The organism is Tropicimonas aquimaris (assembly GCF_042676185.1).
GTDB classification, from domain to species: domain Bacteria; phylum Pseudomonadota; class Alphaproteobacteria; order Rhodobacterales; family Rhodobacteraceae; genus Tropicimonas; species Tropicimonas aquimaris.
On the sequence record NZ_JBHTJT010000010.1, the window covers coordinates 1 to 13,457 of the forward strand.

A 13,457-nucleotide genomic window follows, 5' to 3' on the forward strand; every position below is an offset into this window, starting at 1 on the left:
AAGATGGAACCAAGGCGGGTCATGCACTAACAATCAAACCGGACCAGTCAGATCAGGCTCCCCAACTGGGCGAATATCGGTCGTCTGGTCTATGGCTACGAGGAGGAGATGCTACTCGAGCTGACGGGCGACCATCCTGAGAATCCGACCATGAACCTGCCGTCGCGCACTGTGCTCAGCCATGGGCAGAAAGAGATCGAGGTGCATGGCCCCTTCCCCGAAATTGAAGACCAGCTTCTTGCCCCGCACCGTGAATTTTGGCGGAGGTAGGGGTCCGTCTCGCAGGTACAGACTGCGCGTGACGCGTCAGCATTTTGGGATCGCAGCGTAGTGACCGCCCTCGAACGGGGCAAAACTTAAAAGGAGAGAGACGGACGTTCGCAAAGAGGGCAAATCGGCGGACCCTTCGGACCGTCGTTGCGTGCAATGCCGTGAGGATCTTTCGAGTGTGCATCAAGGTTGAGGATCAGAAACTTTCCGGAAAGACGAGCATCGCCGTCTGAATGTCTAGGTTGCTCGAGAAAGCATCGGGGTTCCTCTCGATCATGTCCTGGATGAAGTCCCGCTTGGCACGCATGTCGTCGGCGGCAACGTCGGTACCTGAGATGTGCCTCTCGCCTTCGGTCCTACCCCACGGAAAAGACAGGAAACGGGCAAACAGGCCGGTCGGGGAGAGGGTGAGCGATGTCATGTCTCGGGTCCTTTCGAACCACCTCGGTTCGACGTTCAGACTATCGGGCGAGCCATGCTGCTGGTATCCGGCGCGGCGATGTGCTGTTCTACAGAAATGAAGAGCCGGTTCCGCAGCTGGTCGGATGTACGGACCTTCCTGACGGTGGTTCGGGAAGGCTCGACACTGGCCGCGTCGCGCAAGCTCGGGACCGCGCAGCCGACCGTCGCCCGGCGCATCGAAGCGCTGGAGCACGAGATAGGGCTGGTGCTGTTCGAGCGCGACAACCGCGGCTTCCGGCCCACTGACGCGGCCCAGAAGCTTCTGCCGCTGGCCGAGGCGCTGGAGGCGGCCGCGGCGGCCTTCGCCGACAGGGCACTTGAGTTGACGCGCCCGCGGCCGATTCGGGTGACCGCCTTCACATCCAATTTCTCTCCACGTGTGACCGCGATCTTCAGCGAGTTCCTGACGTCGCGTCCCGACATCCGCTTCGAGTTCCTTCCCGGCGTCAAGGTTCTGGACCTCGCCGCCGGCGAAGCGGACGTCGCCCTGCGCATCACCAGGCAGACACCCGACCCGTCGCTGATTTGCCGCAAGATCAGCACGGCGCGCTTCACCCTGTTCGGGTCGCCGAGCTACGCCGAGCACCGGGGGCTTCCCGAGTCGCCCGATCACATGGCTGGGCATGTCTTCGTGTCCTATGAGCCCAAAGGCGCGCCCGCTGTCTACCACGACTGGCTGGCGCGGCACATCTCGCCGAACCAGATCGTCATGTCGGTTAGCGAGTTCGAATTGCTGGGGGCCGCCATTCTCGCCGGGCATGGTCTGGGCGTCATGAACCTGAGGATTGCAGAAGAGTACGAGGCGGCCGGACGGCTTATCCGCTGCTTCGCCCCGCCAGAGGAGATGTCGGCGCAGCACCTGATGTTGATCTCGCCGGAAGCCTATCGCCGGCCCGAGGTCAAAGAGTTCACCCGGTTCTTCGCCCCGCGCTACGCTGCGATATTCAAATAGGAACCTCGAAGCTCCTGCTTCCGGCAAGGTTATTGCTTGCACCAGTCCCGCTGACGCATTTTGCACTTTTAGCTCAGTTGCCGACCTTCCGGACCTTCGCCGCGAGCGCAGCATTTCTCGCGCTCGCATTTCTACAGTGGTCCATGCGGACAAGAACCGGACGTTCGCGGCGACGCACACCGAGGTCGGGTCAGCGGACGGAGCGGGCATTTGGGTTTGTTGCTTGAAGGTCAACTGTTGCGAGGGTTGGATAGCAGGAACTTGTACCCAAACGCCTTCTAACCGGGAAGTTGCCGAAACAACCTCGGATCGACGGTAGCAGCGGCCAGCACGCCGCCCCAAAGCGCCCCGGGAATACCTGGAGTAAGGACATCCTGACCGGCAAGGAACAGTCCCGGGACCGGTGTCCGGGTTTGCAGCGCTTCGCTCATCAATCGTTCAGGGGTCGTGTCGATCCCGTAAAATGCTCCCTTGTGATGCCCGGTGATCGCGTGGGTCGTAAGCGGCGTAGACAGATTGCGGAACACGACGAGCTTGGCCAATTCCGGGAAGCAGGCTTCAAATTGCGCAAACATCACCTCCTCGACCCGGGCCTTGAACGACCGGTAGTCATCGCCGCGTGCGCCCGGCTCCATATCGGCCCATCGCTCCACCACCGACCAGTCGGCCCAGGCGACGATTTCGCCTGCGTATTTCTGCGACGGTCCGGGGTCATGGCCGGGGTCCTTCAATGAGGCGAAAGACACGAACAGGCCTGGCGGTGGGCTATCGGGTGCATCTGTCCAGACGACGTCGACCTTTCCGCCTGGGTAAATCCAGTGGTTCGAGCGGCTGGCCCCGGCGCGCTGGATATCGCCCTCGAAGCCCACGAACAGGCTGAAATGAGCAACCGAGTGCGGCAGGGCGTTGATCTCGTCGATCCAGTCCTGATGCCCGCAACCCTGTGGCAGAAGATGGTTCACGGTCTCGCGTGCGCCGATATCCGAGATCACCGTATCCGCGCGTATGTCTTCCCCCTGCGCCGTCCGCACGCCGACGACACGGCCGTCCTCGATCATAAGCGTCACTACCTTGGTGTCCGCCCGCACTTCGCCCCCCGCCTTCCAGATCGTCGGCAGGATATGATTGGCAAAGGCTGCGCCCCCGCCCTTGGGATACCAGGCGCCGCTTTGCAGGTAGCCCCCGGTAATGAGCGCATGCATCGCGAAGCTTGCCTTGCTGGGCCTGCCGCCATGGTCGAACCATTGCGCGGCGAAGGCCGCCGCAAGATCGGGATTGTCGGTGATCTCATCAATCACCTCCTGTGTCGTCCGCTTGCACCAGCGGTCGATGGCGTGGCCGTGCCACCATTTCAGCGCTGCGCCCATGATCTCGGGCATTGCGCGGGTCATGGTGAGCTTGTGGACCGCGTCCCGGCCCTCCTTCAGCGCGGCGATCCATTCGTCGATGGCCTCCGCTTCTTCCGGGAACCTGTCTTTGAGATCGCGCGCCTGCGCTTCGTATGGGCGGGACAGGGCCAGCGGCGGGGCGTCTCCGATATGGAGATTGTCAAATATCGCGCCCATCGAGGCCAGTTCGATCGGCGTGTCCGACAGCCAGTCCAGTATGCGGCGCTCGCGATCTTCTGGGGCAACATGATTGAGGTAGTGGATGCCCGCATCCCACTGGAAACCCTCGATCTTGAAACTGTGGCTCAGGCCGCCGAGCGTCTGGTATTGCTCCAGCAGAAGCACCCTGTACTCGTTCTTCGACAGCGCGGCCGCTGCGGCCATGCCCCCGATGCCGGAGCCGATGACGATGGCATCCCAGCCGTTCCTGTCAGCGTCAGTCATGCCGGATCTCCTTCGCATCGCGTGTGGTCAGAGAAATGCTGTCTTGGTGTGGTGTGGATAACACGTGGCCGCGAAAGGGGCTTTGATCGCGATCAGTTCTGCGAGGTCGGGATCAGCGTTCTTTCCCTCAACCACTTGTTCCCCGTCAGCACCTTTGGGACTTCTGATTTGATTTCGCAACGGAGGGTTTCTGGCTCATCGTAACCACCAAGGAGTGGAGATGAGACAGAAACCCGAAACACGGAAAGAGCCTGCCGAGAAGGTCGTGAAAGACATCCGGCGGCGCAAGTCCGTTTGATACTGATCAAACGCTGGATGCTCCACGAGCTTTAGACTTGTCTTATGAGCCGAAAACGACCTCTAGGCGATCGAGGCATCGTGCATTTCGAGTTCGCGCACCTCGCTTCTGGACTGTCTTCGGGCGAATTGATGAGGGGAGGCACAGGATGATACATGATTTCGATCCGGCGATTGCCGTCACTCCAATCGGTGCAATCTATTGGTACGGAGCCGTTTACTCGCTCGGGTTTCTCGGGATCTTCATCTGGTTCTGGATCCGGCGTGGTGCGCGCGGCCTGACGAACGCCGATGTGTTTTCGTTCACGATCCTCTTCTCCGTCGGCGTTATGGTTGGTGGGCGTGTCTTTGATATCCTCGTCTATGAACTCGACTATTACCGGGAGCACCCGCTGGCCGCGCTCAATTGGTGGGAGGGCGGCATGGCCTCTCACGGGGTGTTGCTCGGCGGATTGCTCGCAACGGCCATATTTGCACGAATGCGTGGGCTCTCTCTGATAGCACTGCTGGACGAGGTCGCGGTTCCCGCCGTGTTTCTTCTGGCCATCGGTCGGCTCGGAAATTTCATTGAAGGCGGCGTTATCGGGTCGACAACCAATATGCCATGGGGCTTCGTCTATCCGGATCTCGAAGGGGCCCGCCATCCTGTCGCCCTTTATGAAAGCGCGAAGAACTTCCTGATTCTGCCCATCCTGATTGTTGCGATATGGAAATGGCCGCCGGGGCGCGGGGTTGTCGCCAGCCTGTTCATATTCCTCTACGCGGGACTGCGCTTCCTGGTGGACCTGTTCCGAGACTACGAGGCGGCGTGGCTTGGGATCGGGACCGGACAAGTGTTCAATCTGCTGATGGCTGCGGCTGGCCTGATCCTGTTGATTTGGACATTGCGGTCTCCGAGGCAATCGGACTCCACCTCGCAACCAACGGAACGGTCCGCAAGCTGGCTTCAGATCGTCGTCTTGATCGCATTGATCCTTTACCCTCTGGGTATTCCCACAAGCTGGACCCGTGCAAACATCACCGAAAAACGCCAGGAAACCATGGAAGAGGCGCGGTTAGACCTGCGCCCCGCGAGGTTCTACCGGGGATGAGAGGCGCCACCCGGCACTGACCAAAAGATCATCCAGAACGCCACGAACTGGACCATGTGGTAGACGGCGAGCGCGGTGGCCAAGCGTGGATGAAGCGAGACGTCGAATGCGATGATCAGGCCGGCCAGCACAGCCAGGCTGAACCCTGCTGCGCCGTATAGAGCCCGTCGGGACCGCGTCCGCCTGAAACGCGATGCATTCCCCGCAATCATGGTGATGACCGGCGGCAACAACCCAACGGTGGCTATGGCGAAACTGTCGGTCACGAAAGCCGAAACGGATATCTGAAACAGCAGGTACACCAAGGCAATCATTCGGACGATGGGCGCCCATTTCGCCGAACAGAAAAGCGCCGCCGAGATGTACCAGAGCAAGGCCGCCGCTACGGCAAGGGCGGCCATGACGCAAAGCCAAACCCATTGTCCCAGCACTGTTTCGCGCTCTGAGAAGACGCCATGCCACAGACCGCCAAACAGGGAGGCCACTCCGAGCGCCGCGAAAAGCATCGCGTAAAGGCGGCGCACCAGCGGCTCCTCATCACCATTGCGAGAGAGAAGGACGGAATACGCCGTGCATTGCGCGGCGAGGACCAAATCGGTGACGGTCACATCCGGTTCAAGCATGGTCGCGCGCCTGGCACTGCTCTTTCGTTTTCACCTGGTTTTCGATGATGGTCTCTGCGCCCTCGTAGCCTGGTTTCGGCGACGCCGCCCTGTTCTGGATCATTGCGAGGAGGGTTCCAGGTTGTGACATTTCCCACGACCTCCGGGCATTGAAAGCCCGCGGATCGGGAGAATTCGAAAATGGGAAACAGAACGGATCGCATGCCACCGCGACTTTCGATCGTAACCGGTGCGTCAAGCGGGTTGGGTCGTATGATTGCCGAGCGCCTTGCACAAGCAGGCAGCGACCTCGTCCTCGTGGCACGAAACCAGGCCCGCCTCCACGCCTGCGCCGAACATCTCATCGAAAGCTACGGGGTGAAGGCCGACACCCTGGCACTTGATCTGTCGCTTCCGGAATCGGCACCGGCTGTGTTCACGCACGTTCGGCATCAAGGCACCGCTGCGGACACGCTCATCAATAACGCCGGGTTCAACGTCTATGGTCGCTTTGAAGAATCCGATCTAGAGGCAGAAATCGAAATGGTTCGGCTCCATACGATTTCAGTGATGCAGTTGACGAAGGGATTTCTCCACACGCGTGATCGGAGCCGGCGAAACCGGATTCTCAACGTGTCCTCCGTTGCGGCCCTCGTACCGGGGCCGTTCGTATCTGTACATTTTGCGACCCGCGCACATCTTCTCAGCTTTTCTCTTGCGCTTTCCGAGGAATTCCGCGGCACAGACGTCGATGTCACCTGTCTGTGTCCCGGCCCGATGCAAACAGACTTTTTCAGACGCGCCGGGATGAACGATGTTCGACTAGCGAGTGGATGGCCGATGCAGACCATGTCTCCATCCGAGGTCGCGGCGCATGGCTACGACGCGATGATGCGGGGCAAGAAGATGATTGTCCCAGGGCTCCGAAACCGGCTCTTTGCAATGGCGGCGGACGTGGCGCCCCGTGCATTTAAGGCACGCTTCACAGGATGGATCATGGACCGGGTCTAGTGCGCTTCGGCGCGTCACGGCCGTTCGCTGCTCCCGTTTCGAGTGGTCGTTTTCGGTCGATGGCGCGGTCTGAAGCAGGGCTACAGATGCAGAGCTTTTAAACGGCTTGAAGGTCGGCAATGCGCAGAGAGTGGACTGTTCGGCCATCTTCCTAGACGGTAGCTCCGTCCGCATCGCTGGCCCCGGAGCTTCTTACGAGCAACGGAGGGCACACTACAGGACGATCGGGAGCCAGGTGTCAGGTCGAGAACACCAGTCGGCTGAGGCGAAGTGGAGGCCGGTCCGAAAAGTGACCAATTCGAATCTAGCCTCTGACGTTTGTTCACGGAGTCCAAAGTCATCATTTTATTCAGGCTTCGCGACAGCAATCACGTCGGGTCCTGCGTTTTTTCCCGCGCCATCTTGGCTCCCATGACTTCCGCGGCCTGTCGCAATGGATCATCCGCCAAATGCGCGTACCTTTGCGTCGTGGTCGGGTTCGTGTGGCCAAGGAGGCGTCCGACAATTGCCAGGCTTTGCCCGCTTGAGACAAGATGCGAGGCATGGGTGTGGCGATTGTCATGAATCCGGTAGTCGTCAAGGCCGGCCTCAGTTGTTACGGCTTTCCAGAAACGCTTCAGATCCTTGATCGGTTCTCCGGGTTTGCGGCCAGGAAATACGTGTGGATTGCCGTGATCTCGCTCGGACGCCATCCGCCGGAGCAGCGCCGTAGCGGCGCCGGACAGGGGGAGATGTTCCGTGCGTTTTTGTTTCGTATGATGTGACGGTTTCACCCAGACCATTCGTTCAAGATCGAGGTCCTTCCAGGTCGCGGTCAACACTTCGCCGATGCGGGCGCCGGTCAACAACTGGAAACGGATGGCATTTGCGGCCACCTGATTGGAGTGCCGGTCGAGTGCAAGCAGAAGGCGAGAGAGTTCAGCATCGGTTAGCCAACGGTATCGTTTCTCTTCTGGAAAGCGGGAGATCCCGCGCGCGGGATTGTTGGGTCGCCATTCCCAGCGGATCGCGAGTTCGAACATCTTCGAAAGCAGGGCCAGCATACGATTGGCCTGGTACGGCGTGTCCAGCATCCGGTTGTGCAACCTCTGGACGTCTTCGTGACCGATGTCCGCCACGCACCTGGAGCCGAATGCCGGTAGAATGAAGCGATCCAAGGTTGATCGATCCATCTTCACACTTCGTGGCCTTTTCTTGGGAATGGCATGGGTCTCAAGGTACCGGCGGGCGAGATCCTTGATGGTGCGTCGCTCCGAGGCTGCTCGCAGTTCAAGCACGGGATCCTGCCCTCGGATCGCATCCGACAGAAAGCCACGTGCGATCTCTTTCGCCTGATGCAGCGTCATGAGCGGACCATGCTGCCCGATGGTCTTCCGGCGAGAGGCGCCGGTGCGACGATTTCGATATTGTACCAGATAGCCCTTCGAACCCGATGGCTTCACGCGCAACCCGAAGCCCGGGAGGGTCTCGTCCCAATAGATCACCTCTTGGTCCTCGGGCGCGGTCTTTTCAACGAAGGTCTTGGACAACTTTACCTTGGGCATCTCGATCATGTGTCTCGCCGGGTAAGCGTGAGGTAAGCATGATTTAGAGAAATGGCAAGAAGGCAAGAGTGGTGTCGAGATCCGTTTCTTCTTAAAAATATTTTAATTTCAAATACTAAGTGTAGGCGCGGGAAATGTGCGGTAGTACGCAGAAGCCTGTGTCGAACGACTTTTAATCAGTGGGTCACAGGTTCGAATCCTGTACGGCTCACCATCTTGAAGTGTGAAATCTACTGTTGCGCGTGGTACTGCGCGTTTCTCCCGGTGGGTTGCTGTTGGAAGCAGCGTGAAGGTGTTGTTTCATAGCGCTTCCTGAAGGCGCACTCCCCCGTTCCCCAACGAGTCCGTCACTCCCAGATGTTGTCAGCCGTTCCAAAGGCTGGGACGCGGTTCATGTTTGCAATGCGGATGTGGATCTCGGTGTCGTACGCGCCATCATCGGTTACGGTGTCGATGGTTTCGTCTGCGCGCATCTGGTTGAACAGGTCCGGCAGGACCGGGCTATCGCCGACTCGACTGGGTCTAACTCGACCGTTCGGATGTCGGCAGTGGTGGTGTCCATGGCAAGATGCGCCTTGCGCCATTGACGTCTGCTCTAGGTGCCGTGCTTGCGGACCGGCCAGCCGTTCACCGGGTTGATGCGGCCCTGCCGAGGTCACGGTCACTCTTCATTCGCCTGGGAAACTGATCCCCGTGCTGCCTGCCTGAAAAGTCCTACGGTCCATCCGCACTGCGACAAGGGCTCTGGACAATCAGCGTTCCATTTTGCCGTAACGGGGTGCTGAAGTCCAACACGGGCCAATCGAGACATGCCATTTTCAGACGGCTGGCGACCAATCTGTTCGCCGGCGGGTTCGAACCATCGGCGCTTCCCCGACTCGCTCTAGCGAAGCGGCAGACCGAACAGAACCCTCACGCTCCGACAGACCGGGATCGCATTCGACGGGCAAACCATCCACAGGAGGGTTTCTTGATCCTCGTATTTTGGAGAACGTCTCTGGTCGACCTCGTTTGCCGTTGCGTGCCAGATGGGGGATGTCCAGGCGCGTTCCTGTATCGTCGCGCGCACTCCCTCGGGCCGCGGCAACCCATTCCTGACTGCGTCGTAAGTTGTCCAGCGTGGGCTTGGAGACGCGAAGATGCGAATGTGGTAGAGAGCGTGTCATGCTTGGGCGGAACGTCGGTCCAGTGCACGAGCAGATCGGCGGACCCAGTGTCGTTGCGGACCGGAGGAGGGTTGCCATTGGCCTCGGGCTGGTGTCAGTCCGACCATCCAACGAGGACGATCCGCTCTTACAGCTGGCCCGCGTCACCGCCCCAGCCCTTGCCGAACTGGATCCGGTCACGATTGGCGCTCTCGCGGTCCTTCCGCGCCTGGACGGTAAACTGCGACGGGCCATCGAGCGCGGTCAGGGTGCCGCACATCGGCGCGCGGTTGGCATAGCCGTCCACGACTAGACGCACGGGATCATCATGTGTTGCCAGGCTCGCGCCACCGAAGAAACGAGGTTGGATTCGCGGTCCCGAGGTGACGAAGGCCTCCCGCGCGTGTTTCCGCATCGTCCCGTGCCAGAGGATTGCCGGCATTGTTGACCGGCTCGAACATAGGGTCCTTTCTACCGTTCGAAGAGTGCGGAATGGCCAACAGGGGCGATCCTTTGGCTTTCTGCTCCGCCATCCGGGCCCAAAGCTCTTCTTCGTCAACGGGATCGGCGGGCAGGCACCTTTCAATGCGCGAGATAGCGATGTCCGCTCTGAGCGTTGCAACGCTGCCCCAAGCCTGTGCCCCGCCAACCAGTTCGCTCGGAGCCCAGGCAGGCAGTTCACTCAAAAAGAACGGACTCGAGCGCCTTTGCGTCAAGTATCGTGATCGACCCGTAGACCGTCCGGATCATCCCGCGCGCAACGAGATCCTTCAGAATCAATGCAGCAGAGGACCGGGACAGGCAGGAGGCCTCTGCGAGTTCGTGCTGAGTCACCGGGACCGTTGCAATGGGCGCGACGCCCTGAAATGCGTTGCGGCGCCCCGACAGCCGCAACAACACCGCGACAAGCCGCGCCCGGGAGTCGCGGATCATCAAGTCCTCCCCGGCCCCGATAGCCGTCAGTTCATTCATCAGCACCAGCTTCGCGACGGCCAGCCAGGCATCCGGGTTGCGCAGCGCAACATTGGCGATCACGGCGCGGTCAATGGCAAACAGCCTCGTGTTGCCGGCCGCTGTCGCCTGCAAGGCGCGAGGCTGGCCGGTGACCACGGGCGCATCCCCGAACCAGAATCCGGGCCCGGCGACGTGGGCAAGCTTCGGCACCTGTTCGTTCATGGCTACATAGAGGCGCACCGCCCCCGATCCGACGCCCCACAGACAGGTCTGTTCCTCCTGAAAGCCTTGGATCGCACTTCCGTCGGCGAACATCCTCGGCTGTGCTGCGCGCAGAAACTCCCGCTTCAGCTCGGGCTCCACTTGTCCGAGCCAACCGGAGGAAAGGGTCCGTTCGGTTACTGAATCCACTCAGGGCCTTCCCTGCATCGAATTGTGCAAAACTGGACTATATAGGGGTCTCGATTCTGTAAGGTCCTCGCCACGATAGGAGGTCGAGGACGCATGAAACATCTGGCGGAGGAGTGTAGCGGGCATCACAGGCGGCGGTTGGCTTGCGGGCTGGCGGGCCCGACGCGGAGGACGGATCGATTGGGCGCGATGGCCCGCCAGGCGCTCTCCCTGTTCTTCTTGCTTCCCACGGCCGCCTTCGCCCAGAGCGGCCAGTCTCTCGAAAGCCAGGCGAGCGATCCGACGGCGTCGCTGATGTCCTTCAAGCTTCAGGATTTCTGGTCGCCCAGCCTTCACAACTCGGACGACCCGCTGAACATCGTCCAGTTCCGGGGGGGCGATCCCCTTCACGCTTGGCGGGGTGAACAACATCGCGCGCCTGACCCTGCCCTTTGTCACCGACAGCCCTTCGGGCGTGAGCGGGCTGGGCGACGCCACGCTGTTCAACCTTGCGGCTTTCGACCGGTCGTGGGGGCGGTTCGGGGTGGGCGCGGTGGCGCTGCTGCCCACGGGCGCCGACGGTGTGAGCGCCGAGAAATGGGGCCTTGGCCCCGCGCTCGGCTTCACGGCGCGGCCCGACTGGGGGCTCTACGGACTGTTCAACCAGAACATCTTCGACGTGGCGGGCGACGACGACCGACCCGATGTGAACCTCTCGACGTTGCAGCCGATCTTCAACGTGCCTTTGGGCAATGGCTGGGCGGTGGGTGCGTCCGAGATGACCTTCGTCTGGGACTGGGACCGGGACGAGTTCACCTCGCTCCCGCTGGGCATGAAGGTGTCGAAGCTCGTTCAGGTCGGCGGGCGGCCGATGCAGTTTCAGGTTTCCTACGAGCACAATTTTTATGACGATGGCATCGTGCCCGAAGACACGATCGGATTCACCGTCAAGATCCTGGTTCCCAAGGGGGGGTGATACTCATGCGGCAACTCTTTTCGATCTTTGCGCTCCTCTTGGCGTGCCCGGTCTCAGCGCAGGATGTGCCCCCCGACGTGACAGAAGATGTCCTGCCCGGGCGGCCCTATTCGCCCTACGCCGACCGCGCCTTCCCGACGCGTCCCTTTTTCGGGGATACCCATGTCCACACTGCCCTATCGGCGGATGCGGGCGGCGGTGGAACCACGCTTCTGCCGCGCGACAGCTACCGGCTCGCGCGGGGAGAACAGATCGTCTCGAACACGGGTCAACCGGTGAAGCTGTCACGGCCGCTCGACTTTTACATGATCACCGATCACTCCGATGGGATGGGGGCGATCACCGACATCCTGGCCGGCGCGCCGAACATCCTGGCCGACGAGCAGGGCAAGCAGTTCCACGAAGCGTTCGCGCAGGGGGGCCAGATGGCCCGTATGGCCGCCCAGGAACTGACGAAGCAGTTTGCGCAAGGCACGATTTCCCCCGCGCTCAACTACCAGCCCGGCAATCCCGCCTACAAACGGGTATGGGACGACATCATTGCGGCGGCCGAGGAATTCAACGATCCCGGCGTGTTCACGACCTTCATCGCCTACGAATGGACGTCGCTCGTCAAGGGCAACAACCTGCACCGCAACGTGATCTTCCGCGACGGGCCAGAGCGGGCCGGTCAGGTCGTCCCCTATACGACAACCCCGCCCTTCGGCTCCCCGGACCCGCGAGACCTTTGGGCCTGGCTCGAGAATTACGAGGCGACCACGGGCGGCGATGTCACCGCGATCCCGCACAACGGGAACCTCTCGAACGGGATGATGTTCGCGCTCGTGGATGACTTCGCGGACGGTGCGCCGCTTGACGCCGCTTATGCCGAGCAGCGCCAGAAATGGGAGCGGCTCTATGAATGGACACAGATGAAGGGCGACGGCGAGGCGCACCCGCTTCTGTCGCCCGAGGACGAATTCGCCAATTTCGAGACCTGGGACTTTGGCAACCTCGACGCGACCGAGCGCAAGACGCCGGAGATGCTGCCCGGCGAATATGCGAGGTCCGGGTTGCTGCGGGGGCTCGAACTGGAAAGCGAACTCGGCGTCAACCCGTTCAAGTTCGGAGCCGACGGTGCGACAGACACCCACACGGGCATGACGACCGTCGAGGAAGAGAACTTCTTCAGCAAGTTCACCGCCTACGAGCCGAACCCGGAACGCGCCAAAAATGTCGGCCGCACCTTTCCCGACGGCGAGATTGCCTATGAATCGTGGATCTACTCGGCCGCCGGGCTGACAGCCGTCTGGGCAACCGACAATACGCGCGGTGCGATCTTCGACGCCATGGAGCGGCGCGAAACATACGCAACGACCGGCCCGCGCATGACCGTGCGTTTCTTCGGAGGCGACTTCGCGGAGGATGCGCTCCGCCGTCGCGACCTCGCCCAGGTTGGCTATTCCGGCGGGGCTCCGATGGGGGGCGATCTCGCAGCGCCGGCCGAGGGCGACGCCCCCGATTTCCTCGTCTATGCATTGCGCGACCCGATCGGCGCGAACCTCGATCGCATCCAGATCATCAAGGGCTGGATCGACGCCGAGACCGGTGAGGCAATGGAAAAAGTTTACGATGTCGCCTGGGGAGGAGACCGCGCCCCGGGCGCCGATGGCAAGCTTCCTCCGGTGGGCAATACCGTTGATCTCTCCGTCCCGTCGTGGACGAACGACATCGGGGCGTCCGAACTGGGTGCGATCTGGACGGACCCTGACTTTGACCCGGCCGAATCCGCTTTCTACTACGCCCGCGTCATCGAGATCCCGACGCCACGTTGGACGGCCTACGACGCGGTGAAATTCGGCGTCGAGATGGGCCCCGACGTGAGCATGATCACGCAGGACCGCGCCTATACCTCGCCGATCTGGTACGCACCGGAAAACTGAAAGGCCATC

General features: G+C 61.1%; 14 protein-coding genes and 1 pseudogene. 6 read left to right on the plus strand and 9 right to left on the minus strand.

All coding sequences use genetic code 11. The features are described 5' to 3' along the window. The first annotated feature begins 108 nt into the window (after nt 1-108). Nucleotides 109-270 carry a hypothetical protein gene (locus ACFQ2S_RS10155; RefSeq protein ID WP_386074355.1) on the plus strand — a complete coding sequence of 54 codons (162 nt, stop codon included), beginning with the start codon at nt 109-111 and terminating at the stop codon, nt 268-270. A gap of 196 nt (nt 271-466) precedes the next feature. Here ACFQ2S_RS10155 and ACFQ2S_RS10160 read toward each other — a convergent pair whose 3' ends face one another. Beyond that, nucleotides 467-691, minus strand: a complete 225-nt coding sequence (locus ACFQ2S_RS10160) for a hypothetical protein (protein WP_386074356.1) — start codon at nt 689-691, stop codon at nt 467-469. 54 nt (nt 692-745) lie between these two features. On the opposite strand from ACFQ2S_RS10160, the gene ACFQ2S_RS10165 reads away from it, so the two are divergent. Next, nucleotides 746-1,684, plus strand: a complete 939-nt coding sequence (locus tag ACFQ2S_RS10165) for a LysR family transcriptional regulator (RefSeq protein WP_386074357.1) — start codon at nt 746-748, stop codon at nt 1,682-1,684. Between the two features lie 278 nt (nt 1,685-1,962). Here ACFQ2S_RS10165 and ACFQ2S_RS10170 read toward each other — a convergent pair whose 3' ends face one another. Then, nucleotides 1,963-3,534, minus strand: coding sequence for a phytoene desaturase family protein (locus ACFQ2S_RS10170; protein WP_386074358.1), 1,572 nt, complete (start codon nt 3,532-3,534; stop codon nt 1,963-1,965). 428 nt (nt 3,535-3,962) lie between these two features. Here ACFQ2S_RS10170 and lgt point away from each other — a divergent pair, with 428 nt between their 5' ends. After that, entirely contained in the window at nt 3,963-4,904 is a 942-nt protein-coding gene (gene lgt, locus ACFQ2S_RS10175; protein ID WP_386074359.1) for a prolipoprotein diacylglyceryl transferase, read from the plus strand. Here lgt and ACFQ2S_RS10180 read toward each other — a convergent pair. Beyond that, entirely contained in the window at nt 4,892-5,527 is a 636-nt protein-coding gene (locus tag ACFQ2S_RS10180; protein WP_386074360.1) for a DUF6962 family protein, read from the minus strand. The genes lgt and ACFQ2S_RS10180 overlap by 13 nt on opposite strands. A 180-nt stretch (nt 5,528-5,707) precedes the next feature. On the opposite strand from ACFQ2S_RS10180, the gene ACFQ2S_RS10185 reads away from it, so the two are divergent. Beyond that, a complete protein-coding gene (locus ACFQ2S_RS10185) occupies nt 5,708-6,517 on the plus strand; it encodes an SDR family NAD(P)-dependent oxidoreductase (protein WP_386074361.1) in 810 nt (269 codons plus the stop codon). A 368-nt stretch (nt 6,518-6,885) separates the two neighbouring features. On the opposite strand, the gene ACFQ2S_RS10190 is transcribed toward ACFQ2S_RS10185, so the two are convergent. The 6 genes and pseudogenes from ACFQ2S_RS10190 to ACFQ2S_RS10215 all read right to left on the minus strand — a co-directional run bounded on the left by ACFQ2S_RS10190 (nt 6,886) and on the right by ACFQ2S_RS10215 (nt 10,571). After that, nucleotides 6,886-8,070: a tyrosine-type recombinase/integrase gene (locus ACFQ2S_RS10190; protein ID WP_386074362.1), complete on the minus strand. Its 1,185-nt coding sequence runs from the start codon at nt 8,068-8,070 to the stop codon at nt 6,886-6,888. A gap of 410 nt (nt 8,071-8,480) precedes the next feature. Further along, nucleotides 8,481-8,683, minus strand: a pseudogene (locus ACFQ2S_RS24805) (transposase); the annotation flags it as partial. A 261-nt stretch (nt 8,684-8,944) separates the two neighbouring features. After that, nucleotides 8,945-9,208, minus strand: a complete 264-nt coding sequence (locus ACFQ2S_RS24810) for a DUF3604 domain-containing protein (RefSeq protein WP_449369415.1) — start codon at nt 9,206-9,208, stop codon at nt 8,945-8,947. 146 nt (nt 9,209-9,354) lie between these two features. Further along, entirely contained in the window at nt 9,355-9,648 is a 294-nt protein-coding gene (locus tag ACFQ2S_RS10205; RefSeq protein WP_386074363.1) for a DUF3604 domain-containing protein, read from the minus strand. Next, complete coding sequence (locus ACFQ2S_RS10210; RefSeq protein WP_386074364.1) at nt 9,533-9,922, minus strand: DUF3604 domain-containing protein; 390 nt, start codon at nt 9,920-9,922, stop codon at nt 9,533-9,535. The genes ACFQ2S_RS10205 and ACFQ2S_RS10210 overlap by 116 nt, the downstream gene beginning before the upstream one ends. Then, nucleotides 9,885-10,571, minus strand: a complete 687-nt coding sequence (locus ACFQ2S_RS10215; RefSeq protein ID WP_386074365.1) for a Crp/Fnr family transcriptional regulator — start codon at nt 10,569-10,571, stop codon at nt 9,885-9,887. The genes ACFQ2S_RS10210 and ACFQ2S_RS10215 overlap by 38 nt, the downstream gene beginning before the upstream one ends. Nucleotides 10,572-10,971: 400 nt before the next feature. Here ACFQ2S_RS10215 and ACFQ2S_RS10220 point away from each other — a divergent pair, with 400 nt between their 5' ends. Both ACFQ2S_RS10220 and ACFQ2S_RS10225 read left to right on the plus strand, forming a co-directional pair. Continuing rightward, nucleotides 10,972-11,526, plus strand: a complete 555-nt coding sequence (locus tag ACFQ2S_RS10220) for a hypothetical protein (RefSeq protein ID WP_386074366.1) — start codon at nt 10,972-10,974, stop codon at nt 11,524-11,526. A 77-nt stretch (nt 11,527-11,603) separates the two neighbouring features. Then, on the plus strand, nt 11,604-13,448 hold the full coding sequence (locus ACFQ2S_RS10225) for a DUF3604 domain-containing protein (protein WP_386074367.1): 1,845 nt from the start codon (nt 11,604-11,606) through the stop codon (nt 13,446-13,448). The last annotated feature ends 9 nt before the right edge of the window (nt 13,449-13,457 follow it).